Annotated in this window: 21 protein-coding genes and 1 other RNA gene; 4 read left to right on the forward strand and 18 right to left on the reverse strand. The window is 51.8% G+C overall.

Annotation, left to right across the window (positions count from 1 at the left end):
* Nucleotides 1-101 precede the first annotated feature (101 nt).
* The 8 genes from TERTU_RS12080 to dnaX all read right to left on the reverse strand — a co-directional run bounded on the left by TERTU_RS12080 (nt 102) and on the right by dnaX (nt 5634).
* The gene (locus tag TERTU_RS12080; protein WP_018015632.1) at nt 102-464 is read right to left on the reverse strand and encodes a hypothetical protein; all 363 of its coding nucleotides are present in this window, start codon (nt 462-464) and stop codon (nt 102-104) included.
* A 71-nt stretch (nt 465-535) separates the two neighbouring features.
* Nucleotides 536-754 (reverse strand): SlyX family protein, encoded by a 219-nt coding sequence (locus TERTU_RS12085; RefSeq protein WP_015816914.1) that lies wholly within the window; start codon nt 752-754, stop codon nt 536-538.
* Complete coding sequence (locus tag TERTU_RS12090) at nt 747-1202, reverse strand: YcgN family cysteine cluster protein (protein ID WP_015818642.1); 456 nt, start codon at nt 1200-1202, stop codon at nt 747-749. Before TERTU_RS12090 ends, TERTU_RS12085 begins: the two co-directional genes overlap by 8 nt.
* Nucleotides 1203-1211: 9 nt before the next feature.
* Nucleotides 1212-1499, reverse strand: coding sequence for a YcgL domain-containing protein (locus TERTU_RS12095; RefSeq protein WP_015817858.1), 288 nt, complete (start codon nt 1497-1499; stop codon nt 1212-1214).
* The gene (rnd, locus tag TERTU_RS12100; protein ID WP_015819489.1) at nt 1499-2680 is read right to left on the reverse strand and encodes a ribonuclease D; all 1182 of its coding nucleotides are present in this window, start codon (nt 2678-2680) and stop codon (nt 1499-1501) included. The genes TERTU_RS12095 and rnd overlap by 1 nt, the downstream gene beginning before the upstream one ends.
* Nucleotides 2680-3273: a recombination mediator RecR gene (recR, locus tag TERTU_RS12105; RefSeq protein WP_015820465.1), complete on the reverse strand. Its 594-nt coding sequence runs from the start codon at nt 3271-3273 to the stop codon at nt 2680-2682. Before recR ends, rnd begins: the two co-directional genes overlap by 1 nt.
* Before the next feature lie 11 nt (nt 3274-3284).
* Complete coding sequence (locus TERTU_RS12110; RefSeq protein WP_015817681.1) at nt 3285-3605, reverse strand: YbaB/EbfC family nucleoid-associated protein; 321 nt, start codon at nt 3603-3605, stop codon at nt 3285-3287.
* 10 nt (nt 3606-3615) lie between these two features.
* Nucleotides 3616-5634: a DNA polymerase III subunit gamma/tau gene (gene dnaX, locus TERTU_RS12115; protein WP_015816872.1), complete on the reverse strand. Its 2019-nt coding sequence runs from the start codon at nt 5632-5634 to the stop codon at nt 3616-3618.
* A 266-nt stretch (nt 5635-5900) separates the two neighbouring features.
* Here dnaX and TERTU_RS12120 point away from each other — a divergent pair, with 266 nt between their 5' ends.
* The gene (locus tag TERTU_RS12120) at nt 5901-7517 is read left to right on the forward strand and encodes a methyl-accepting chemotaxis protein (RefSeq protein WP_015817332.1); all 1617 of its coding nucleotides are present in this window, start codon (nt 5901-5903) and stop codon (nt 7515-7517) included.
* Nucleotide 7518: 1 nt separating this feature from the next.
* On the opposite strand, the gene TERTU_RS12125 is transcribed toward TERTU_RS12120, so the two are convergent.
* Nucleotides 7519-9504, reverse strand: coding sequence for a calcineurin-like phosphoesterase C-terminal domain-containing protein (locus TERTU_RS12125; protein WP_015820373.1), 1986 nt, complete (start codon nt 9502-9504; stop codon nt 7519-7521).
* Between the two features lie 353 nt (nt 9505-9857).
* Between TERTU_RS12125 and TERTU_RS12130 the strand changes: the two genes are divergently transcribed.
* Together TERTU_RS12130 and TERTU_RS12135 are read left to right on the forward strand one after the other, a co-directional pair.
* Nucleotides 9858-10610 (forward strand): heme oxygenase-like domain-containing protein, encoded by a 753-nt coding sequence (locus TERTU_RS12130; RefSeq protein ID WP_015819229.1) that lies wholly within the window; start codon nt 9858-9860, stop codon nt 10608-10610.
* A 452-nt stretch (nt 10611-11062) separates the two neighbouring features.
* Nucleotides 11063-12757 carry a sensor domain-containing diguanylate cyclase gene (locus TERTU_RS12135; RefSeq protein ID WP_228378144.1) on the forward strand — a complete coding sequence of 565 codons (1695 nt, stop codon included), beginning with the start codon at nt 11063-11065 and terminating at the stop codon, nt 12755-12757.
* 64 nt (nt 12758-12821) lie between these two features.
* On the opposite strand, the gene ffs is transcribed toward TERTU_RS12135, so the two are convergent.
* The 4 genes from ffs to trxA form a co-directional block, all read right to left on the reverse strand.
* Nucleotides 12822-12918: signal recognition particle sRNA small type (gene ffs / locus TERTU_RS21095), an RNA gene on the reverse strand.
* A gap of 107 nt (nt 12919-13025) precedes the next feature.
* A complete protein-coding gene (locus TERTU_RS12140; protein ID WP_015818019.1) occupies nt 13026-14207 on the reverse strand; it encodes a phosphoglycerate dehydrogenase in 1182 nt (393 codons plus the stop codon).
* Between the two features lie 313 nt (nt 14208-14520).
* Nucleotides 14521-15639, reverse strand: a complete 1119-nt coding sequence (locus TERTU_RS12145) for a phosphoserine transaminase (protein WP_015818676.1) — start codon at nt 15637-15639, stop codon at nt 14521-14523.
* 417 nt (nt 15640-16056) lie between these two features.
* Nucleotides 16057-16911, reverse strand: a complete 855-nt coding sequence (gene trxA / locus TERTU_RS12150) for a thioredoxin (protein WP_015819093.1) — start codon at nt 16909-16911, stop codon at nt 16057-16059.
* Between the two features lie 143 nt (nt 16912-17054).
* Between trxA and phbB the strand changes: the two genes are divergently transcribed.
* Complete coding sequence (phbB, locus tag TERTU_RS12155; RefSeq protein ID WP_015818723.1) at nt 17055-17780, forward strand: acetoacetyl-CoA reductase; 726 nt, start codon at nt 17055-17057, stop codon at nt 17778-17780.
* Nucleotides 17781-17843: 63 nt separating this feature from the next.
* Here the strand turns inward: phbB and TERTU_RS12160 are convergent, their stop codons facing one another.
* From TERTU_RS12160 to TERTU_RS12180, 5 genes are all read right to left on the reverse strand, one after another.
* Entirely contained in the window at nt 17844-18383 is a 540-nt protein-coding gene (locus tag TERTU_RS12160) for a phasin family protein (RefSeq protein WP_015819003.1), read from the reverse strand.
* 226 nt (nt 18384-18609) lie between these two features.
* Entirely contained in the window at nt 18610-18924 is a 315-nt protein-coding gene (locus tag TERTU_RS12165; protein ID WP_015818102.1) for a phasin family protein, read from the reverse strand.
* 147 nt (nt 18925-19071) lie between these two features.
* Nucleotides 19072-19581, reverse strand: coding sequence for a polyhydroxyalkanoate synthesis repressor PhaR (gene phaR, locus TERTU_RS12170; RefSeq protein ID WP_015820003.1), 510 nt, complete (start codon nt 19579-19581; stop codon nt 19072-19074).
* Between the two features lie 141 nt (nt 19582-19722).
* On the reverse strand, nt 19723-21555 hold the full coding sequence (gene phaC / locus TERTU_RS12175; RefSeq protein WP_041590420.1) for a class I poly(R)-hydroxyalkanoic acid synthase: 1833 nt from the start codon (nt 21553-21555) through the stop codon (nt 19723-19725).
* A gap of 14 nt (nt 21556-21569) precedes the next feature.
* The gene (locus tag TERTU_RS12180; protein ID WP_015819099.1) at nt 21570-22337 is read right to left on the reverse strand and encodes a 3-hydroxybutyrate dehydrogenase; all 768 of its coding nucleotides are present in this window, start codon (nt 22335-22337) and stop codon (nt 21570-21572) included.
* Nucleotides 22338-22341 lie beyond the last annotated feature (4 nt).

The raw sequence follows: 22341 nt of genomic DNA on the forward strand, positions 1-22341 counted from the left end.
ATCCAAGCGCCACAACGATAGCCTTATATCGTTTAAACCCTTGATTATTAGTTATTTATAGCAGCTCTAAGCGCAGTTTGCCGGGATTTGCAAGCGGATTGCTATGCAGCAGGCGCCGGCTCTGGTCGATTTCTGAGCAACAACCAGCGCACACCAAGCACCACCAGCGATAGCCCCACCACCGCCGCAACGCCTGCGAGTAAAGGTGTGCCCGCACGCCAGAATGCATCACCACCTTCGAACAAGCCCTCGACGATCGCTATCAGGAACGCCGGAGACAAGTATTCCTGCTGCGTGTTGGTGTACCAGGGGATGAGTAATACCGCGATAACCACGAGTCTTAACAAGTGACGCAACTCCGCCCATGGGATCGGCCGGGTCGCGTACCACCAGCATCCGATCAGCAGAATTGCCCCGAGCAGGTAGTATAGCCAAGCCTGTAAATATTCTGCCGATGTCATCATGTGCGGTGGTGCTCTTGTCTTTTGACCTTTTTCTGCGTTATTTAACGTTGTTTCAACGCTGTTCCCGGACGTTAATAATGTGGGGGGCGTTCGTCAACCGGCGTCGCCGCAGAATTTGAACGCTGTTCCAGTTGGTATGCCATATCGCCAAGTTTTTTGTACATAACTTGCAGTTGCTGCTGAAGTGACGTGACATCCTGGGCCAATTGTGTGACCTGCTGGTTCAGCGCATCTATGGTGTCGTCCTGGAACGCGAGACGTATTTGCAGATCGCTTATAGTATCAGTCATCACAAATGTCCTCTGGTTCCACCCAAAACACTACATGGTCTTCAAGATCATCCGGCTGGACCTCACTCTCAGATACGACCCGGCCTCTCACCGATTGTCCCAGTTCATGCATTCGCTCGGCGGTACCGCTGATAAGTGGGTGCCATTCCGGGAGGGGGCGCCCTTCGCTGCGCAGTCGGTAGGCACAGGTAGAAGGTAACCAGCTGAGTAATTCGAGATTGTCCGCAGTAATCGCAAGGCAATCGGGCTGATTTTGCAGCCGGTTCTGGTAATCGCGACATCGGCAGGCATCGGTATTCAAATAGCGGCAGGCAACATCGGTGAAGTAGAGTTCGTCGGTTTCTTCATCCTGCAATTTGTGCAGGCAACACTTACCACAGCCATCACAGAGTTGCTCCCACTGTTGCGGTGATAATTCGGTAAGCGGCATTTCCCAGAAATCAGTCATAGTCGCACATCAAAGTTTACTGTTCGGGATTTGCTGCATGTAGTCATCTTCAGCGCTCGCGGCAGGTGGCATTTGCAGGTAGAAATTCTGCGCCTCGATCGCCGCCATTACCGCCTGCGCATCTGCTCGTGCGAGCTTTTTCTGGGCAGTTAACAACATGCCCATCGCGTGCTCCGCGCGTCCAAATTGGCTGAGAAGTGCTGCAGGTAATTGTTCCAAATCGTAGCCTTTGCGAACATAGAGATACATTCCCTCTTTGCGCGCAGACCGGTAAATATCGACAATGAGTTTTGACATTAGCAGGACTCCGCCAACCCGTAGCTTTGCAAAATGACTTTTGCCAAAGGCGCGGCTAGCAAATTGTACCGCCAGCCGGTCAAATACTCGGCCAGACGAGCCTCGATGATTTGCTGGTTAATGTCGTCGGGAGTCATAAAAGCACGGGTAAGCGCTTCATAATCGCGTTTCTTGAGCAAAATTTCCGGGGCCAGTTGCAGGCGCTCGGCTTCGCTGGACACTTTTTCCCGCACAGTTTTCGCCCACTTGTTTTCGCTACCGCTAAGGGGGCGCGGGAGAGGCGCGGGAAGCTCGTGTTCCGGCACGTCCATACCCGCCTGAATACACGCGATCAGGTCAGCACCATCTGTCCGGATCATGCGCTCGTTTATACCGTCGAGCTTGCGCAACTGGGCAACATGGTCCGGCGTGCGCTGTGCTAAATCGAGCAATGAATGCTCTTTAATCACGCGGTTGCGGGGAACATCGCGCCGCTGAGCGACCTCTTCCCGCCACTGCGCAAGTTTTTTTAATATCGCCAGCTGCCGCTGGGACAGGCGCCACGCCTGCTTTATTCTTGCGTCGCTGTTATCGACCGCTTGGTTGTCCGCAAACTGACGAAGCATCGCCTCGCAATCTTCAGCCACCCAGGTTAACCGGCCGAGATTCTTCAATTTCAGGACTAAAATCGACGCCAGCTTATAAAGGTATTCCACATCGATAGCGGCATAATCAATTTGCGCACTGCTTAAGGGGCGGTGCAACCAGTCTGAGCGGGTTTCCTCTTTCGGCAGCTCTTCGCCGAGTACCGCGTGAACCAGTTTGCCAAAGCCCACAGAAAACCCATAACCGCACAGCGCACTCGCGATCTGTGTGTCCAGCATATGCTTGGGCACTATCCCCAGAAACCGGTGGAACACCTCAAGATCTTCCGAACAGGAATGCAACACCTTGAGAACACCGGGGTTTTCCATCAACTCTGCCAGGGGGGTAAAGTCGTCAAACGCGAGCGGATCGATAAGATAGCTGGTGTTGCCATCGTTAACCTGGATAAGCCCGGTGATCGGGTAATAGGTTTGGCTGCGCATGAATTCGGTGTCTACCGCCAGCATTCGCTGGGTGATCCATTTATCGCAACACGCCTTTAATTCGGCTGCAGTGGTTATCCATTGAACCGGTTGTTTTCTTAGTTGTTCAGACATCAGATCTCGCGACGACTACTGATGGCATGCGCGAGCGTGCCACCATCAATGTATTCCAGCTCACCGCCCAAGGGTACCCCATGAGCAATGCGCGTAACTTTTATTGCGTTCTTTTTTGCCCGCTCGGCAATGTAATGTGCCGTAGCCTCCCCTTCAACCGTGGGGTTGGTGGCAATAATCACCTCACTGATCGGCTCAGCTTGAAAACGCTCCTCCAATTGGTCGATACCAATTTCGCGTGGCCCGACTCCGTCAATGGGAGACAATTTGCCGTGCAGGACAAAATACACCCCTGAAAAAGTCCCTGACTGCTCGATGGCAACAACATCTGCAGGCGACTCAACAACACACATAAGCTGGCGGTCGCGTTTACTACTCGCACAAATTGCGCAACACGGCTGCTCAGTCAGGGTTCGGCATTGCTCACAGCGTTTGACCTGCGCCGACGCCTCAGCCAGGGCCTGCGACAACGCCTGAGCCCCTTCGCGATTGCGCTCCAGAAGATGAAAGGCCATGCGAGTAGCCGACTTTGGGCCAACGCCCGGCAATACGCGCAATGAGGTGATGAGTTGGTCTATTAAGGGAGAGAACATGAAAGAATCGACTAAAACGGCATTTTGAAGCCAGGGGGCATTTGCATGCCGCCGGTCAAGTCCGACATTTTTTGCTTGTTGGCATCTTCGACGCGACGCACAGCATCGTTCACCGCCGCCGCCAGAAGGTCCTCAAGCATTTCTTTATCTTCGCTCAGCAAGCTCGGATCGATGGTGACTTTTTTTACGTCGTGCCTGCCAGTCATAATTACAGCAACCAAACCTGCGCCAGCTTCGCCCTGCACTTCCTGGTTGGCAAGGTCTTCCTGCATGCGCTGCATCTTTTCCTGCATTTCCTGCGCTTGCTTCATCAAATCGCCCAAGCCTTTCATAGATAACCTCTCACTCGTTGGGAAACGTCACTGACCCTTCGTTAAGGGTAGCCCCAAATACTGACTGTAAAGTTTGTACAACGGGATCTGCCGCCAAAGATTCAAGCGCGTTTTCGTAGCGCTCTCGTTTTTCTCGTTCGCCAATTTGCGCCGGAGTTTGTAATTCGGGCGGCAGCGATTGCAGTTGAATATCCACTTTCACCGGCATGCCAAAATAATCCGATAACAGATCCGCCAGCCGTTGCGCATGCGAGCTGTCATACAGACTCGCACGCGATTCATCCAGCGCAAATAGCAGGTGGTTTTCTTCGCGCCCGAGCAATACCACATTCGCGGCCGTGCTCTGCATGATGCCGCGGATGTTCGCGGTACGGAACACCTTTACCCAGTTATCGGGGGTCAATTGCTGAAGTTCAACCTTTGTCCCCAAATGCTGGCTATTTGCCTGCTTTTGTTGCGGTTGTGATATCGACTGAGCGGGAGAATCTGCAGGCGGCCGTTTCGGCGCCGAGAACCCCTCGGCTCCGGTAATTTCCTTAACTTGTTCACGCAATTGCGCAGCGATGCTCGCGGCCGCTGATTTACCCGGCCGCGTGGTTTCAGCCAATGGCGTTGCGTCGCTGGCAACAGAGAGATGCAAACTCTCGACGTCAACCGGTGTTCCAGGCGCTTCTTCCCAGGGAGGGTAATCCTCAGACCCTGGCCCAGGTGCAGCAATCGGTTCGCGCAAAGATTCCGGTGCAACATTATTCTTCTCTGGTGCCTGCTGTGGAGCTGGAGCATCAGCCTGCGCAGCAATTGGCTCGCCTGCCACTGATGCAGGCACGGGCAACTCAGGTTCAGACTTTTTTGCCGGTGCGTTCTCCTGTGCGGGCGCGTCCGTAGCACCGAGCGATGCTGGTGCTACGGACGCGGGCAGCACATTAGCCGGAACGTCTACCAAGCCCTGCGGACGGAACGCCAACATGCGTAACAACGACATTTCAAAGCCGCTTCGACTGTCGGAGGCCAGGGGCAAATCACGCCGACCTATCAACGCCGTCTGATAAAACAGTTGCACATCCTCTGGTGTGAGACGCGCAGCAAAATCGAGTACTTGTGCGCGATCACCGAAACTGTTGTCGAGCGCTTCGGGAAGTGCCTGGGCAATGGCGATGCGGTGCAGCATCGTGAGCAAATCGCTGAGCGCTGCATCGAAGTCCGGCGCGTGCTCTGCAAACTCGGCTACAGCGTTGAGTAATCTGGCGCCGTCGCTTTCAATCAGGGCTTCAATCAACCGCTGAATAAGCTGGTGATCAATAGTGCCCAGCATCGCAGCCACATCGCTGTCGGCAACTTTACCACTGCCAAAGGCGATGGCTTGATCGGTGAGGCTTAACGCATCGCGCATACTGCCATCCGCAGCGCGAGCCAGCGACCACAATGCCGCGTTGTCACTGGGAATCGCCTCTTTCTCCAGCACATTTTGCAGGTGCCCCACTATGCGTTCAGGGCTCATATTTTTGAGATTGAACTGCAAACAACGGGACAGGATAGTTACCGGTAGTTTCTGCGGATCGGTGGTGGCCAACAGAAACTTCACATGCTCAGGCGGCTCTTCCAGCGTTTTCAACAATGCGTTGAAACTGTGGTTGGAGAGCATGTGCACTTCGTCGATCAGGTATATTTTGTAGCGCCCGCGCGTGGGTGCGTACTGAACGTTGTCGAGTAGTTCCCGGGTGTCTTCAACTTTGGTACGCGATGCTGCGTCCACCTCGATGAGGTCGACAAACCGGCCCTCAGCAATTTCAACGCAGGATGTGCACTCGCCACACGGCGTAGATGTAACGCCACTATCGCAGTTAAGGCATTTCGCGAGAATCCGGGCAATAGTGGTTTTGCCGACGCCCCGCGTACCCGTAAACAAGTAAGCGTGGTGCAATCGGTTGTGATCAAGCGCATTGATCAGCGCACGCAGAACGTGCTCCTGGCCCACCATTTCGCGGAAATTAGCGGGTCGCCACTTGCGCGCAAGAACCTGATAGCTCATTGAAGTTGAAATATCTCGCGTTATTAAAAGCAGGGCATTATACCCGTGAAGCGTATTTTTTATCGAGGCGCGATTTAGAACCTCGATCTTGCTCTTTTCTTGTACACCCTGACGAGTGCAACTGAATTCCGCCAGGCATCCCCTGGGTACCCCAGCCGCGCACTGAAACTATCACAAAATCGTAACAAGACGGGCCGCGAACCTAACTAGACTTAGAACGGAAAACTATTTCTCCGACATATCTTAATAACCGAGTTGATGTATTTATGCTGGGATTGAGTTACTTTCGTGTAACACACAAACTGTTGATTCTCACACTACTGCCAATTGTTGTTCTGGGCGGAATTTCCTTCACCGCTATGCGTGACGCCGAACAGGACCTGACCCACTCTGAAGCCGTGGTTGCCGCGCATTTCATGCAACTGAACGCGATTACCGCGATCGACCGCAGCTTATCCGAAAATGTTCTCGATACAGCCCATAAAACGCGGGCTGGGATGATGCTTTGGAGCGAGACCCGCAGCGCGATCAACCAGGCCAAGGACGTTATTGCTCTGCACTGGCCGGAATTACCTAACGCCCCCGAGCTGGCGGTAGAACTCGCGCCGAACGACCAGCAGAAACAGGCTCTGCAACGTATTTTGGCCCGTTTAGATAACCTGGTAACACAAGAATCCGGTTACGAGATGGGAAACTTTATCGATTTGGAGCTGTATGCAGAGATTGATCCGGTGCTCGCCTGGCTGCGGTCGCTGAACGGCCACTTGTCCGCGGCAACCATGGCGGACTTTCAAGCAAAGCACGAGCAATCCCGCCGCCATCACCAGACCCTTAACCTGATTCTAGCCTCGGCGATTTTAGTTATTCTGCTGATATCCGCAGCCGTGCTGAACTCGATTCGCACTCCGGTGGCCATTGCTCGAGAGGCGATGAGGAGGGTGAGCGACGAAGCGGACTTATCAGTGCGCATGCAGGTGGCCAATCACGACGAGTTTGCCGATATTGCTGCGGACTTCAATACGATGATGGCGACAACCGCAACCCTTATCAATAAATCAAAGGGCGTTGCAAGCAACCTCACCACAACCGCAAACGAACTCAAGACTACCAGCGAGCAAGCCCTTGAAAAGTCGCACTACACCCGCAGCGAGCTTACTCAAGCTGCAAACACCGCGCAGGAAATGAGCGAATCGGTAAACTCGATAGAACATTTTTGCCGGAGCGCGGCCGAGTCCAGCCAGCAAGCCAACGCCCACGCAGCGAAAAACGTCGAGGTCATGAAGGCCTCTACGGCGCAAATTACAACTCTGTCCAACGATATTAATCACTCGGTGGAGTACATCGAGTCGTTACTTGAGCACAACAAGCAAATTGGTGGCATGGTGCTGGTGATCAAAGCGGTTGCGGAACAGACGAATCTGTTGGCGCTCAACGCTGCAATCGAGGCCGCTCGCGCAGGTGAGCAGGGTCGCGGGTTTGCCGTTGTTGCAGACGAAGTACGTGCCCTGGCCAAGCGAACCCAGGAATCCACAGTGAGCATTGAGGAGATCATTTCTCAAATTCAAGGCACCACCGACGACATCGCCAATCGCATTCACGCCAATGCGGCGTTCGCCACCCAATGCGCCGAAACAATCGCCGCTTCAGAGCGCGAACTTTCTGAGGTGATGACCTCCATCGCTGACGTGCTGCAGCAAAACGAAGGTATTGCACAGAACGTGACAGAGCAGGCCGCGCGAACGGAACGGGTCGCGCAGAGCCTTCGCCTGGTGGCAGAGTTTGCTGAACAAAGCACAACCAGCTTCGACAATACTGCGCAACTTACCAATTCAGTATTCGATATGGCCGCTGAGCTGCAAACGGAGATTTCGCATTTTCAGTAGGCTAGAACAACTCCGACCGAAAGTACGCTGGCGGGCGAACATCTGCCACTTCAAACGTGACCGTGGTGGTGTAAACGTTGCCGTAGGTGTCACGCGTGGTGATGTACGCAAGGTGGGCGCCGTCGGCGAGGTCTTTCGGTATTGATAGCGACCAAAGATGGGTAGATGACTGAGCCCACATCCAGCCAGGCTCAGGGCGTGGATCGGCGATACCTGCGCGCTCGCCGTTATACAACTCAAAGCTCTGCGACCGCTCGCTGCCGGACATGCTCTTTGCCGCGTAGCGAAAAACATACATCTGCTTTTTCAGTGCCGCGGGGTCCAGAGTGACTAACCGCCCTTCGCCCTCACCTGCTTGAGTTCGCTGCGCCTCAACCGGTTCCAGGTCATCGATCTGAACCCAGACTTGTGATTCCTTGGAGCCGTTCCACACATTGATGGTGAGAGCGGTGCCCTGCTCAAGATCGCGGTGAGTCAGGATCCGGGTATCGGGTAAATCGTTGATATTGACCGGAGGTACAACCGTACGACTTTCCGGTGAAGCCTCGGCCCAACTTTTGAGTGCGTTGTACCAGCTCATGAACGAAGGCGACAGGAAATCCACCGACATCTGTTCATCCGCAGGCTTATTAGCGGCCTTGAATTTCGATTTGAACTGGTTGCCGTGAAACTCAAATATTAAATACCCACGCGGTGCGCCCAGTCGCTGAATACTCATCGGCAGGTTGTACTCGTCGAAATCGCCAGACCACCAGGACCCAGAGGTAGCGCCAGTGACAATAAGGGGGAACGGTGGGGCAGCGACACCCACCGCATCCTTCCAGCCGGCGTAGCGCTCACCCGCGACAAAGTTTTCCAGGGTGTGCGTATGGCCGCTCAAACCCACCGCAGGCCGATTTCCAATTAAATCAAACAGCGCCTTCGCATTGTCGGTTTGGTGGACAGGAGACTCCATCACGTTAAACGACACGAGCGGAATGTGCATGTTCAGCACAATTAAGGTATCCGAGTCGACCCGTTCCAGATCATTCGCAAGCCACTGCATTTGTGCGGCATCAATAACGCCATTGTAGGTCGGCTTGGACTCTGGGTTAGCGCATTCAGGTCGACGGCCATCGGCATTGTCCTGCGGTGTGCATGGGTAGCGCACGTTATCGAGCACCACGAAATGGACATCACCATAATCAAATGAATAGTAGGTCGGCCCCCACTCACGCTTAAAGGTATCGAATGAGTGTGAATCGTCGGTCGCATCCAGATCCAGATCGTGGTTCCCCGCCACAAAATACTGGGGTATCCCGGCGGCGCTCATCAGCCGTTTAAAGCGGGGAAATAACCCGAGGTCATCACCCATTACGTCGCCTTCAATCAACACGAACTCCAGGTCATCTCGCTGGGCCAGTTCGTTAGCGAGCGCATCCCGCACATAGCCTACTTCGTTGTTAGAGTATGGCTGTGGGTCACCGGAAACGGCGATCTTAAAAGCAGACAGACGACGGGTTTTCTGGAGCGGAAAATTGATTTCCATCGGTTGCGAGCCGGTCGGTGCCAAGCCACCGAATCGCAGTGGTGGTGAACCCTGAGGTCGATGGTGATAAAAAAACTGCGGAACGTTATGTTCATTCACTGGCACACGATAGCCGGAAGGCTGGGTAATAAACACGGTAAAATCGCTGAGCCCACTTGCAGCGGCGGGCAGTTGATACCGCCCTTTTTTGTCGGTACTTACAACCTCATAGCCATTGGACACACTAACTCCGGTCAGACCGCGCTCACCCTTGTCCTTGCGACCATTTTCGTTTTTGTCCACGAAGACGTAACCCTCTATATACGGTCGCGTCGCGGGGCCATTTTCCGCCCCGCGTAAATCAACCGTGGCGCGATAGAGCTTTGCCGCTGGCCGCTGCATCCAGCTCCCGGAATTTTCTGCGTTACACAATGGGGTTAGCGTTAATCCGATGAGTACGAGATAGTTGCAAAATTTCATAAATTTCCCTGGGGCTATGTTTAATGGCCAACACCCGTGTGCGTGTGGCAGGCGCGGTGGCCGGGTCTATGCGAAAAGCTGCGTACATGACATTGCAGAAGCAAATATGCGGCCTTGTTGGGGAATGCCTGTGGAACCGGTATACGGACTGCGGAATGTTATTCCCCAGTAAAACCGATTTACTTAACGATTTTTTGACAACTTGGCACTGTAGAGCGGGTTTAGCGCAATAAGGTTATATTTTGTGCGCCCATGTAAAGAAACTGGCCTAACGGGCTGCTTGAGATTGCTTCCGGTTTAAACTAAAAATGATATACGCGCCATATGGCGCCAAATTCTTTTTTGGAAGTACAATGAGTAATGTTGTTGACTTGTCTCAGGTCCGAGAGAATCACTACGGACGGCGCGCAAAAATATCGACTTCGCTTAAGCGACTAAGCCGCGATAATCGCAAACGTCTGCTGGGTTCTTATCCGTACATGCGATTCTGGTTGCATCAATTGGATGCACACTACTACGCCCATTTTTTACGTTTGCACCTCGGTCTGCGCGAATCTTTAGAACAGCAGATAACGCTTGCCGGAGAGCAATTTGCGGTCATTAACCAATTTGATCACCACGCGAAGCTCTTCTCGGCAGCAAACTACTTGCCGTCGGACTACCAAAAATCACAATTAATTCTTGCGGATCTGGAAAAGCTTGACGCTAAGCTCGCTGATGACTACCACCTCCCCCTGCAGGCGGAGCGGCTGATCAGCTACATGGAGCGGGCCAGCGATGTTTATTCCATCGCCTTGCTGGGCGTGCTTTACATGCTGGAAGAACAGCTGAGCTTTGCGGCACCGGCGCTGTTGAGTGGCTTGCGAAACAATGGTGTCGACACCAGCAAGGCCTGCAGTTACCTTCATCACCACTGCGGAAACAGGCCCAGCCTATGGCGCTTTTTGCGATCACTGGATAGCATCACCGACTTCCAAACGCAGGCGAACGTCACCATCGCGGCCACGGTTACTTACGAAATACATCGAGAGATGCTCGCACCGCGCACATTCCGCCAGAGCGTTCAACGAAACGTTCGTCGCAATGAATGGTTGCCATTAGCCTAAAACGACACCTCCGCAACACCTTCACGCTGTCCCTCCTGCACACCACTAAATCCGGTCAGCGTGTAGCCAATCTGCCTCTAGAACGTTGCCCCCTTCAGAAGACCAATTGCTAAATGGTTGGTGTACTTTTCCGGCCCTAAAATTTGGTCTTCAAGCCTGCTTATTGCAGCTAACGCTGCCCCACAACCCCGGACTTGATCAACCATTCGCACCTGATTTTCGCAAAATCAATCGGTACGATTTACATAATCTGCAACTTCAGTTGGCGCATTGTGGCTCGTTTTGACTACACTTAACTTATTGCCGAATGGAAGTTTGGAGTACCTGAGACCTCAGCTTTAGGTATGAGAACTTTACTAGAAGGACTTCGCCCGCCGCACGCTGTATCGCCCCCTTGGGAGCGGCACCTATCAAAGGACCGATGCAGTTACGGGTTTCAACAACGAATGTTTATGACCCCAGACCCCAATTCAACTTTCACCACCAAGTTCAGCGACCCGACCGCCATTGCGCTGCAGCCGCTACCCGATCATCAAGAAACTCGACTTAAGGCTTTCCGCTCGCTCCAGGCTGGCGCAGTCGGATTTGCTGTGCTCTGGGTGATAGCAGGTCTCAGCGCTAGTTACTCCCTGCTAACAGGGAACCTGGGTGAAGAGCTGACACGAGCGCAAACCAAAGTTGATTTGGAAGCACAATTTATCTCGCAAATTGTCGCCAAGGAAATAAACACAGCAGAGCACCTTGCGTCTGCGCTCTCCCATGAAGAGCGCATTTTAAGCAGCACAGGGGAAATGGACAGCAACCTGCATCTCGATAAGGTGCCGGTCAGCGAGAGAAGCGCGCATCTAACTACCATTCCTGAAGTTAACGGTCTTAACAATATGCTGACGAGTATCGCCCAGGATCTCGACCTGATGGCGGTATTTGTACTTAACACTGAAGGTACGTGTATTGCCACCAGCTATTTGCCCAACGGTGTTAATACCCTGGGGTGCCTCGGCCAAAACTACACTTCCCGGCACTACTTCCAGCGAGCAAAAGAATACGGCCGTGGAATGCAATTTGCCGTTGGGCGCGCGGTCAAACAGCCTTCGCTGTTTTTCGCTGCCGCCTGCTATGCCGATAATCACGTTTCCGGCGTTGTGGTAACTCGGCTCGACGCACGCCACCTGACAGAAAACCTGCGCAACCTGGCAACCATCACCTGGGTTTCGGACAGCGCGGGAATGGTAATCAGCAGCAGCCGCCCCGTACAGCTATTTAATTTCATGCGCTGGGAAAACCAAAAACCACCGGAAACGTGGGTGCTCAATAACGTCTACGCCCAGGAAACTCTGACCGACCTGCCGCTAACCCGGAATAAACACCTGCCGGCCGAATGGAACATCTGGCAGCTCGAAAACCAAAATATTGTGCTGGCCAATGTACCCATCGAAAATCGACAAATTCGAGTTTGGCATGCATTGCCTGTCGACGAGCTGTTTCACAATCAGAAACGCTACTGGGCATTTGCTTTAACTGTAATTTTGTTAGGGCTGATGCTGATTCTTTTCGGCGAGCGCATGATTGATTTTCATCAGCGTCGTGTCGCGGGGTTAGCGGCTCTGTCGCGGTTGAACAAATCGTTAGAAGAAGCGTCGCGCAAACTTTTTACTATTGCCACCACCGACCACCTGACACAGCTCGCAACACGAGGTTATTTTTTTCAACGGTTGAATGAAGAGATTAACCGAGCCCTGAATGAACAGTCGTCTCTGGCACTGCTGGAGTTGGATATCGACAACTTCAAAAATATCAACGACTCGTTTGGTCACCCTGCTGGCGATGCGGTCATCCAGCATATGGCGGCGATTTGCCGGGAGTGCGTGCGCAGCAACGATATTATCGGGAGGATCGGCGGCGAGGAGTTCGCAATCGGACTACCCAATTGCACTAAATCCGCTGCCCTGGAAATTGCAAACACGCTGCGCAGACGTTGCGCGAATGAGGGGCTCACCTACGGCAGCAAAACCATCCGCTTTACCTGTTCGATTGGGGTAACGCTGTTAAATGGTCGCGACAACATCCAGGATCTTTTAGGCGTGGTGGACAAAGCGCTCTACGCAGCAAAGAAAGCGGGACGCAATCGGGTGCATTTTCACGAGTAGAGTGATTCGTAAGGAAAAAATTCTAGCCCTTAAGAGCAGAAGAAAAAGCAGATGTGGAGATGACTCAACCCAGCCACACCCCGGCACACAATGTTACTGCTACCGTTGCTTCCTTCCGGACCTGGCGGGGTTCACAGCGAATTGTTGCGGGGGAACCGAGCTGAGCCACCACAGTGACTCAAGATTGCAAAGTTACCCTGAGGGCTGCGCATTATCCGGTTTTCGACGAATAATGCAAGCCCCGGTGGACAACCTGCGAGTTGATCCGCTAGTCGCGCACGATCACACGAAGAGAAATGACATGCTCGACGCTTTTTAGCGCGGCTAAAACCGCATCACTTGGGCATGTATCAATATCGAGAATGTTGTATGCCACATCATTGCGGCTCTTATTCATCATATCGATCACGTTAACGTTATTTTCTGCAAACACAGACAACACATTACCCAACACACCAGACACATTCTGGTTGGTGAACGTGATACGGCAACCACTCACTAGGCCACCCATACTGGTTTCTGGAAAGTTCACCGAGTTTTTAATGTTGCCATTTTCGAGGTAGTCACGCAGCTGGTTCACCGCCATCACTGCACAATTTTCCTCTGCCTCAGCGGTACTTGCACCGATGTGTGGTACCGCGATAACTTTTTCGTGTCCGATCAAACATGGCTCGGGGAAATCGCACACGTAGTTGCGCAGCTTACCGGCGTCGAGTGCTTCCACAACTGCTTCCGAATCGACGATCGCATCGCGCGCAAAGTTCATAATTGCAGCACTTGGCTTCATAAAGCCAAGGGTATCGCGATTAATCATATTTTTGGTCGCATCTATCGCTGGCACGTGCAAGGTGAGGTAGTCGATCTCGCTCAATAGCGCCTGCAGGCTTTCCATACGATGCACATCACTGGGCAGGCGCCAGGCCGCTTCAACTGACAGCGCAGGGTCAAAGCCGTAGACATCCATACCAAGCGCCAAAGCGGCATTAGCAACCATAGAACCAATTGCGCCCAGCCCAACAATACCGAGTTTCTTACCGGCCAGCTCGCTCCCGGCGAAACGCTTCTTCTCCGCTTCCAGCAGCTTGGACATCTCGCCCTTGTCGGTCATATCCCCCAGAGTGGCAACATAGTCGCGACCCTGCAAAATACCACGTGAACTCAGCAGCATGCCGGCCAATACCAGCTCTTTCACCGCATTGGCATTGGCACCCGGAGTATTAAAAACCACTACGCCAGACTTGGTGTACTCATCGACAGGCACATTGTTGGTACCAGCACCCGCACGGGCTACTGCAATCACGCTCTCGGGAAGGGTTTCGCCATGTAGCTTGTGACTGCGCAGCAAAATAGCCTCTGGGGAGGAAACGTCCTCAGCCACCGAATAGCGACCTGCTGGAAACAAAGACAAACCTTTGTCAGAAATTTTGTTGTAGGTTCTCACTTGATACATGCTTTGCACCTTCTTCGATTAACAGAATTTCACGGCGCGTAGCGTTAATACTAGCGCCATTTTGTCGGCATTCTTGACATTGATAAGTAAGCAACATCATAAGCCTTTGATTCTTATTGTTATTTTTCTATGGCCTTGTTTTTGCTTTTTATTAGCTACCAAGCTCTAAAGGATTTCGCGATCCGTTATGGCGAGGTAAAACCTTGTTTCTTCGATTCGGCCCTGGTCTCCAGGGCCCTTTTATATGCGTTACTTCGCTTTATGTTCGTAAGGTTCAAGCAATCGCATCATGCTCGAACCCCTTCGCAGATAATTAGCCCTGAGTCACTTCCTGGTAGGCCCAACCAATCCATGGCATCAACGCCTCCAGATCGGCCGCCTCGACAGTGGCACCAGCCCAAAGCCGTAAACCCGCAGGCGCATCTCGATAAGCACCGATATCGTAGGCAATACCTTCTTTGTCCAACAATTTGACGATGGCTTTGACCTGGTCTGGTGTGGCTTTTAAGGTCAGGCAAACGCTGGTATTGGAGCGAAGCGCCGGGTCTTGAGCCAAAAACTCAATCCAGTCGTTTTGCTCCACATAGCGCTCAATAACAGCCAGATTACTTTGCGACTTTGCAATGGACGCTTCCACCCCACCCAGGCTTTTTACCCAGTTCAACGCGTCCAGATAGTCCGCAACACACAACATTGAGGGCGTGTTAATTGTTTCACCGCGAAAAATGCCATCAACCAGCTTGCCGCCCTTGGTCATACGAAACAATTTTGGCATGGGCCAGGGTGGAGTGTAAGTTTCCAGGCGTTCCACGGCTCGGGGACTTAGAATCAACATGCCGTGCGCGCCCTCTCCACCAAGGACTTTTTGCCAGCTGTAAGTTACGACATCCAGCTTCTCCCAGGGCATTTCCATCGCGAATACCGCCGACGTGGCGTCGCAGATGGTCAGGCCATTACGATCCGCAGGAATCCAATCGCCATTGGGCACTTTCACCCCAGACGTAGTGCCGTTATAGGTAAACACCACATCGTTGTCGAAGTTGACTTCGTCCAGGTTCGGCAGCTCGCCGTATTCCGCTTCGCGAATAATCACATCTTGCAGCTTGAGCTGCTTGGTAATGTCGGTTACCCAACCAGAACCAAACGATTCCCACGCAAGTACATCGACACCACGAGCACCCAGCAACGACCACATGGCCATTTCCACAGCACCGGTGTCCGACCCCGGAACCACGCCTACCCGGTATCCCTCTGGCAACCCCAGAACCTTCGCTGTTTCTTCACACACTTCCGCTAGAACCGTTTTACCTAGCGACGAGCGGTGCGAACGACCCAATGTTTCCAGCGCCAACTTGGATACATCATAACCAGGTCGCTTGCTGCAAGGGCCGGATGAAAAGTTCGGGTTTTGCGGTTTAACTTGCGGTTGCATTACTTATCCTCTGGATAATAAATGGGGCGCTGAGCGCCACTGGGACGAATAGCGGAGAGCAAGGCTCAACTCTGAGATTGCCCTATCGCCGGACAACATGTGGGTCGTGGAATGACCTGGGCCAAGCAGGTAATCGGGTACCCGGCTAAAAATGGGGCGCCATTATGCCACTGTTACCCTGCGGCTCCTAGTGGTCTGGGCATAAGAAGATTGAGATAGTTCAATAACACGATTGAAAGAGAGGTCTTTCATCCCTCGGCAACAAAGAGTCACAGCTGGGTCGCCCGCAGCTACTGCAGCGCGCGGACCAGATGAAATAGCTTCAAGACAATCTTTACATAAAGACAATCTTTGCATAACAGAGCTTCGCCAAGAGTGCTGGGGGCGTGTTATCCCAGCACGATCACTTTCGGCCAATTAGTACAGTAGAGTGTACATCTTGCGCTGGTACTCGACAGCCAGTGGATCACCTTTGCCCAGCACCGCAAGCACATCACCAAAAATCTTCTTAACTTCGCCATCTTTCGCGTTCAAATCCTGCCTCAGCAGGCCATATAGCAGTTCAAGAGCGTCTTTGTGGAAACCCTCCTGACTGTATTGCACTGCAAGCAAATACGCGGTATCCAGGTCGTCCGGGTTGGTTTGGTACTTAATTTCGAGCGCCTGTAGCTCCGGTGCCTTACCCGCCGTGCGCGCAAGCTCCAGCTTGGCCATCGCGTTGTGGTATTCAGCGTCCTGATCCACCATTTTGATGTTGGCGAGAAGCGATTCAGCGTCATCGAGTCGTTTGAGCTCTATCAGGCACTCGGCCATCGCAATTGCGATATTTGCTTGCCCGTTTGACTCAGCGTAGGCGTCTTTTAACAACGCATAAGCGCCCGCCCAATCGGCCTCGCCTATCAGCTCCGCTGCTTGTGCGAGTGTTTTTTCCCAGGGTTTCGGCAAGTATTTCGCCAGCAGCTCTCGAACTTGAACCTCGGGCTGCGCACCAGCAAAGCCATCAACAGGCTGGCCATCTTTCATCACCATCACGGTAGGAAGCGAGCGCACCCCGAATTGCGCCGCAATCATCTGCTGATCGTCCGCATTGACTTTCGCCAGCAACAGGTCTCCCTGGTACTCCATCGCGATTTTCTCCAGCATTGGCATGAGGGTTTTGCAGGGTTCACACCAATCTGCCCAAAAGTCAATTAACACGGGCCGTTTAAATGACTCCTCGATCAACACCGCTTGTGCGTTTTCCGTGGTTACCTCAACTACAAACTCGTTCACTACTCGCCCTCATATGCAAAAACAATAATGCCTAACAATATTGCAGCTAAACTTTTAATTTCAATCGTGCTTAAAAATTTCCTCGCACGATTCCCCCCAAACGGCAGTACACATCACTAACCTATGGTAACAGGAGTTAACCTATGGGCAGACTTGCTTTGGTAACAGGAGGTACTCGCGGTATCGGTGAAGCCATTTCCATTCGACTCAAAGAAGCAGGCTATGACGTTGCGGCCAACTACGGCAACAATGACGAAAAAGCAAAAGCATTCTACGAGCACTATGGGATTCCGATTTACAAATTTGATGTAGCTGATTTTGACGCCTGCGCGGCGGCTATCGCACAGATCCGAAAAGACTTTCGACGCGATATCGACGTGCTTGTGAATAACGCTGGCATCACAAAGGACAATACCATCCACAATATGTCTTCCGACTGCTGGCATTCGGTTATGGAGACTAACCTTGGCTCATGCTTCAATATGTGTCGCAACGTTATAGAGCGTATGCGGGAAAACCAGTTTGGACGTATTGTTAACGTTGGGTCAATCAATGGCCAAGCAGGGCAATACGGCCAAGTGAACTATGCGGCGGCAAAATCCGGCATTCATGGGTTTACTAAAGCATTGGCACAGGAAGGAGCGAGGTTTAATATCACCGTGAATGCTGTCGCGCCGGGCTACATCGCGACCGATATGGTTCGCGCGGTACCCGAAAAAGTGCTGGAAAAAATCATCGCCCGCATACCAGTGGGTCGACTCGGCGAAGCTCCAGAAATCGCACGAGCCGTGGAATTTCTGGTGTCGGACGATGCGGGGTTTATTACTGGGTCCACACTCTCGATTAATGGCGGCCAGCATATGTATTAACCCTCAAAGAAAGGGTTTAAGGCTGGCAATTATTTGCCAGCCATTTTCGATATACTAAGAATCCTAACCAATGACTTCATCGGGTTTGCCTGCAGATTTTTCAGGCTCGCCCGGCTTGGAAACCGGTTCGGTTTTAGGCTTGCTTAACTCAGCCTTAACCGGTTCTGCCTTTGCAGTAGCAGCGGCTTTTGGGGCCGGTTTTGTCGTAATTTTTTTCTTCGCAGCAGGCTTGCTTGCTTTCGCTGGGGCTACCGACTTGGCCGCTTTTTTAACTGGCTTGTCCTCAAACCAAGGAGAGCTGTCCTGAATCACTTCGGTTATTTTTTCCTGAGTTTCGGTAAACAGCGCCATCGACTCTTTCGCGTTACTCGACATCTTAGTTTGCACATTTTCCCAATAACTTTTTTGTGCAGAATAAAAGGTTTCCATATTCCCGCCGTGGTCACCCACCCCTTTAGCGTATTCAATACCATCCGCCACCACGTCACTCACAAAGGCAGTCTGTTTCTCGCGGAAGGCGTCCATGGTTTCAAGACTAATGCTGAGGATGTCACTTATGGGTTTAAAAAAAGAATCGGCTTGCTCATAGATTTTTTCGTACATGATGCTACTCCTGTTGCCCGGGTGTTGAACCTTTTAACGTGTACATCAGCACGTCGCATTGCTGCACCGCAATAATACTCAAAGTGTAAGAAAGCGCTATTTGAAGGTCAATTGCGGTGAGGCCGATTTTCGCTTTCTGTGCGCCAAAATATGGGGTTCTTTGCAAACGAACTAAAAACCCGGCCTACGCCGGGTTCAGATATGGGTGTGATCCCTGCCCGTGACCTCAAACAGTTGCGGCGCTTTTAATAACTTCTCCCGCCTTTTCCTGCGTGCTAGTAAACATTTCATAGAAGTCGGTAGACGCGCTTACGAGTTTGTCTTGTAGGCCTTCCATATAGGATTTTTGCGCCTGATAGACACCGGAGAAATCCTTCTGTGAACCAAGTTCTTTGGCAAACGCCATACCGTCATTCATCATTTCGGTAACCAGCGTTTTCTGTTTTTCTGCCATTTCCTCGAACACCTTGGTGTTCAGGTTCAGCAGTTCGTTCATGGGTTTGTAAGCGTTCTGGGCCTGCTCAAACATTTTTTCTAACATGGTGTTACCCTCCTGTTGGGATGCTGCACCGCAATATTCACAGTAATTTTAAGTTCGCAAATATAAGCGGTCAAGCCAAAATGACGCACCGCAGCATACCTTATTTAGATCTTTTTGGAGCTAAAATGGGCAACCTTAATAAGGGGGCTACTTTTCTTCGGAATCGGGCGATTCAGGTTTGCTTGACGGCGAATTTTCTGATTTCTGCGTGCTGCTGGCGAAAGGATTAACTGGCTGCCCAGACGTAAATTGCTGCCAAACCTGCATATTCTTTTCCACCATCTGGTTGAAAACGCTCATTGGGGAAGTCGACTCCATAAACTCCTTCATAACGCCATGGAACGCATCCTGACGCTCTAAAAATGTGGCGATGCTCTGTTCCAGATACTGACGCATGAATACCTGCATATCGCTACCATAGAAGCGAATCAACTGCTTCAAGACGGTTTGGGTCAGAATTGACTGGCTATCGTTTGCTTCCTGCTCACTGATAATCTGCAGCAGGATACTTTTGGTGAGGTCTTCATCCGACTTAGAGTCGACCACTTTAAATTCCTGATGTTGCATCACCAGTTGTTTGATGGTTTCAAGGTTGATGTACTGACTTTTCGACGTATCGTACAAACGACGGTTGGGGTACTTTTTAATGAGTATCACGGAAGTCGGCTCTCTAAACAGCTTGCATGGACAACCCTGAGTATACTCGCATTCCTTCTGCGCTGTTCAACACAGCGCGCTCAGTGGCCAGGTCGCAAAGTGATAGGACCCATGCGCCCGGCGGGACGATGCGATGGTATGTCAGGCGGGAATATCTTCCTTGAGAACGGTTGTCTTGAGAACGGTTGTCTCGAGACGTTTTTTAACATAGCTGCCCGGGGCCGGTTCAATCTCTGTGGCCATAGCGGGCGGCACACCTGGGGCGCCAGAGTACTGCACTAGCCAGGCTTGCCAGTCCCGCCACCAGGAGCCACTCACCTGCCTGGCCCCAGCCAGCCAGTCCTGCGGCGAATCCGGTAAGGTTTCATTCACCCAATGCGGATATTTGCCACCGTCTGCCGGGTTGACCACACCCGCAACGTGGCCAGACTCTGTTAGCACGAATCGCTTCTCGCCCCCCAGGCAATGGGCACTGCGATAAGCGGCATTCCACAATACAATGTGATCACTCATTGCCGCTAAAAAATAGCTCGGGGTGTCAATTGATGTTAAATCCAAAGGCAAGTCCATCACGGACAGAGCCCCTGGCTCGCGCATCCGGTTATCCATGTACATATTACGTAAATAGTACAGATACGCGTCACCGGGAATGTTCGTCGAGTCGGAATTCCAGTAAAGAATATCGAAGGGCGTTGGGTCCTTGCCGCGTAAATAATTATTAATAAAAAAAGACCAAAACAGATTATTTTCCCTTAACAAGCTAAACCCTAACCCAAGAATTCGACCATCGAAATAACCTTTGCTGCGCACCGATTGCTCTATGACGGAATATACCTGCTCCGAAATGTAATTGCCCACCTCGCCAGGCTCAGAAAAATCGAATAGCGTCGTCAGGAACGACAGCGAATTGATGCGTGCGTCTCCCCGCGCTTTCAACCAACTTTGCGCCATCCCGAGCAGGGTGCCGCCAACACAATAACCCGCAACGTTAACCCTATCCGCCCCTGTGATCGTCACTACGTTATCAAGGGCCGCCTTCACCCCCTCACGCACATATTCGTCGAACCCTACACTCTCATAGGTGTGGTCCGGATTAACCCAGGAAACCATAAATACAGTGAAACCCTGATCCACTAGCCAGCGCACGAGAGACTTCTTTTTGTCCAAGTCGAGAATGTAGTATTTATTGATGAAGGGCGGAATAATCAGAAGTGGAATTTGGTGCGTTTGTGCAGTTGTGGGCGCGTACTGAATCAACTGAATAAGTCGATTTTTATAGACGACAGACCCCGGTGTACTCGCGAGGTCTTGACCTAAGCGAAAGGCGTCAACTTTTACCTGTGTTATTTTAAATGCTTCATTTGGACTATTTTCCAAATCGCGCATAAAGTTGTCGATACCGCGTGCGAGATTTTCCCCTTCCGATTGCAGTATTTCGCGAAACACTTCCGGGTTGGTGAACAAATAATTGCTCGGCGACATGCTGTTAACAAATTGCCGTGTATAAAACCGGATGCGCTCTTCTACCCTCTTGTCGTCGAACTGCATTACATCCACAAGACTATTTAAGTATTCTGCATTGAGCAGATACGCTTGCTTGATATACGAAAAAACGGGGTTGCCGTCCCAGTCGCCATCGACAAAACGTTTGTCTCCCCTCGCCTCTTTGACCAAGGGTTGCTGCGGCTCACCCACCAGCGAGCGAACCGCGTTCTGCCAAAGCATCTGTTGCTGCGTTAAAAAATTAAATTGCTGTTTGAGAAACGACTGAGGATCCAATTTAATGTTAGGAATTTGGCTGCTCGACGCACTGTCAAAATTTGCTGCAGATGACTCCCCCTCGAATTGCTGGGCAATAACCCGCTGCATTACATCCTGAACCAAATCGTTAAACACGCCGTTGAATTTTTCAATCATTTGCAATAGTTCGGCTTGTACTTCTGACTCTGAAGATGTTGCGCTCGCATTTATCATTATTTGATCGTCCATCATTTGATCGTCCATCCGCCGTCGATAGTGAGAGTTTGTCCGGTCATGTTCCGCGCTTCGTCTGAGATCAGAAAAATGGTAGCAGCAACAAGTTCATCCATCCCGATGAACGCTTTCTTCGGCATCGGCTCGAGCATGATTTTGTCGATAACGTCCGCCTCTGACATACCATGCTCTCTCGCCTGCTGCATTATTTGGCTTTCGACAAGCGGCGTTTTCACGTATGAGGGACATATTGTATTTATCGTAATATTTTGATCCGCCGTTTCCAGCGCAAGGACTTTTGAGAAACCGAGCAATCCGTGCTTGGCCGCTACATAGGCACTTTTAAAGGGTGATGCGACCAGCGCATGGATAGAACCCACATTAATAATCCGGCCGTAACCGCGTTCACGCATGGCGGGCAATAGCGCCCGCGTTAGCATTGCAGGGCCTACAAGCAGGACGTCGATAAGCAGGCGCCATTTTTCGGGAGGAAAAGATTCAAGCTTGGCCACAAATTGCAGGCCGGCATTGTTAACAAGAATATCAATTTCGGGGTGGGTAGCAGCACAAGACTCGATACTTTGCTGGTCAGCAACATCGAGCCCCAGGGCGCGGGCGCGGCCTCCATGCGCATTGATCTTCGCACTGACTTTTTCCGCGCTGCTGAGGTTAAGGTCGGAAACAATAACATTGAAGGCTTTTTTTGCGAGATTCTCGGCGACAGCGGCGCCGATTCCGCTGCCAGCTCCGGTGATCAATACCGTTTTGGTGGGCAGATCCATGGTG

It is taken from the genome of Teredinibacter turnerae T7901 (genome assembly GCF_000023025.1).
Classification (GTDB): Bacteria; Pseudomonadota; Gammaproteobacteria; order Pseudomonadales; family Cellvibrionaceae; genus Teredinibacter; species Teredinibacter turnerae_B.

What these genes read in the sequence shown, in the direction of transcription:
- TERTU_RS12080 (WP_018015632.1), bottom strand. Translation starts at nt 464, where the DNA reads ATGATGACATCGGCAGAATATTTACAGGCTTGGCTATACTACCTGCTC.
- TERTU_RS12085 (WP_015816914.1), bottom strand. Translation starts at nt 754, where the DNA reads ATGACTGATACTATAAGCGATCTGCAAATACGTCTCGCGTTCCAGGAC.
- TERTU_RS12090 (WP_015818642.1), bottom strand. Translation starts at nt 1,202, where the DNA reads ATGACTGATTTCTGGGAAATGCCGCTTACCGAATTATCACCGCAACAG.
- TERTU_RS12095 (WP_015817858.1), bottom strand. Translation starts at nt 1,499, where the DNA reads ATGTCAAAACTCATTGTCGATATTTACCGGTCTGCGCGCAAAGAGGGA.
- rnd (WP_015819489.1), bottom strand. Translation starts at nt 2,680, where the DNA reads ATGTCTGAACAACTAAGAAAACAACCGGTTCAATGGATAACCACTGCA.
- recR (WP_015820465.1), bottom strand. Translation starts at nt 3,273, where the DNA reads ATGTTCTCTCCCTTAATAGACCAACTCATCACCTCATTGCGCGTATTG.
- TERTU_RS12110 (WP_015817681.1), bottom strand. Translation starts at nt 3,605, where the DNA reads ATGAAAGGCTTGGGCGATTTGATGAAGCAAGCGCAGGAAATGCAGGAA.
- dnaX (WP_015816872.1), bottom strand. Translation starts at nt 5,634, where the DNA reads ATGAGCTATCAGGTTCTTGCGCGCAAGTGGCGACCCGCTAATTTCCGC.
- TERTU_RS12120 (WP_015817332.1), top strand. Translation starts at nt 5,901, where the DNA reads ATGCTGGGATTGAGTTACTTTCGTGTAACACACAAACTGTTGATTCTC.
- TERTU_RS12125 (WP_015820373.1), bottom strand. Translation starts at nt 9,504, where the DNA reads ATGAAATTTTGCAACTATCTCGTACTCATCGGATTAACGCTAACCCCA.
- TERTU_RS12130 (WP_015819229.1), top strand. Translation starts at nt 9,858, where the DNA reads ATGAGTAATGTTGTTGACTTGTCTCAGGTCCGAGAGAATCACTACGGA.
- TERTU_RS12135 (WP_228378144.1), top strand. Translation starts at nt 11,063, where the DNA reads ATGACCCCAGACCCCAATTCAACTTTCACCACCAAGTTCAGCGACCCG.
- TERTU_RS12140 (WP_015818019.1), bottom strand. Translation starts at nt 14,207, where the DNA reads ATGTATCAAGTGAGAACCTACAACAAAATTTCTGACAAAGGTTTGTCT.
- TERTU_RS12145 (WP_015818676.1), bottom strand. Translation starts at nt 15,639, where the DNA reads ATGCAACCGCAAGTTAAACCGCAAAACCCGAACTTTTCATCCGGCCCT.
- phbB (WP_015818723.1), top strand. Translation starts at nt 17,055, where the DNA reads ATGGGCAGACTTGCTTTGGTAACAGGAGGTACTCGCGGTATCGGTGAA.
- TERTU_RS12160 (WP_015819003.1), bottom strand. Translation starts at nt 18,383, where the DNA reads ATGTACGAAAAAATCTATGAGCAAGCCGATTCTTTTTTTAAACCCATA.
- TERTU_RS12165 (WP_015818102.1), bottom strand. Translation starts at nt 18,924, where the DNA reads ATGTTAGAAAAAATGTTTGAGCAGGCCCAGAACGCTTACAAACCCATG.
- phaC (WP_041590420.1), bottom strand. Translation starts at nt 21,555, where the DNA reads ATGATAAATGCGAGCGCAACATCTTCAGAGTCAGAAGTACAAGCCGAA.
- TERTU_RS12180 (WP_015819099.1), bottom strand. Translation starts at nt 22,337, where the DNA reads ATGGATCTGCCCACCAAAACGGTATTGATCACCGGAGCTGGCAGCGGA.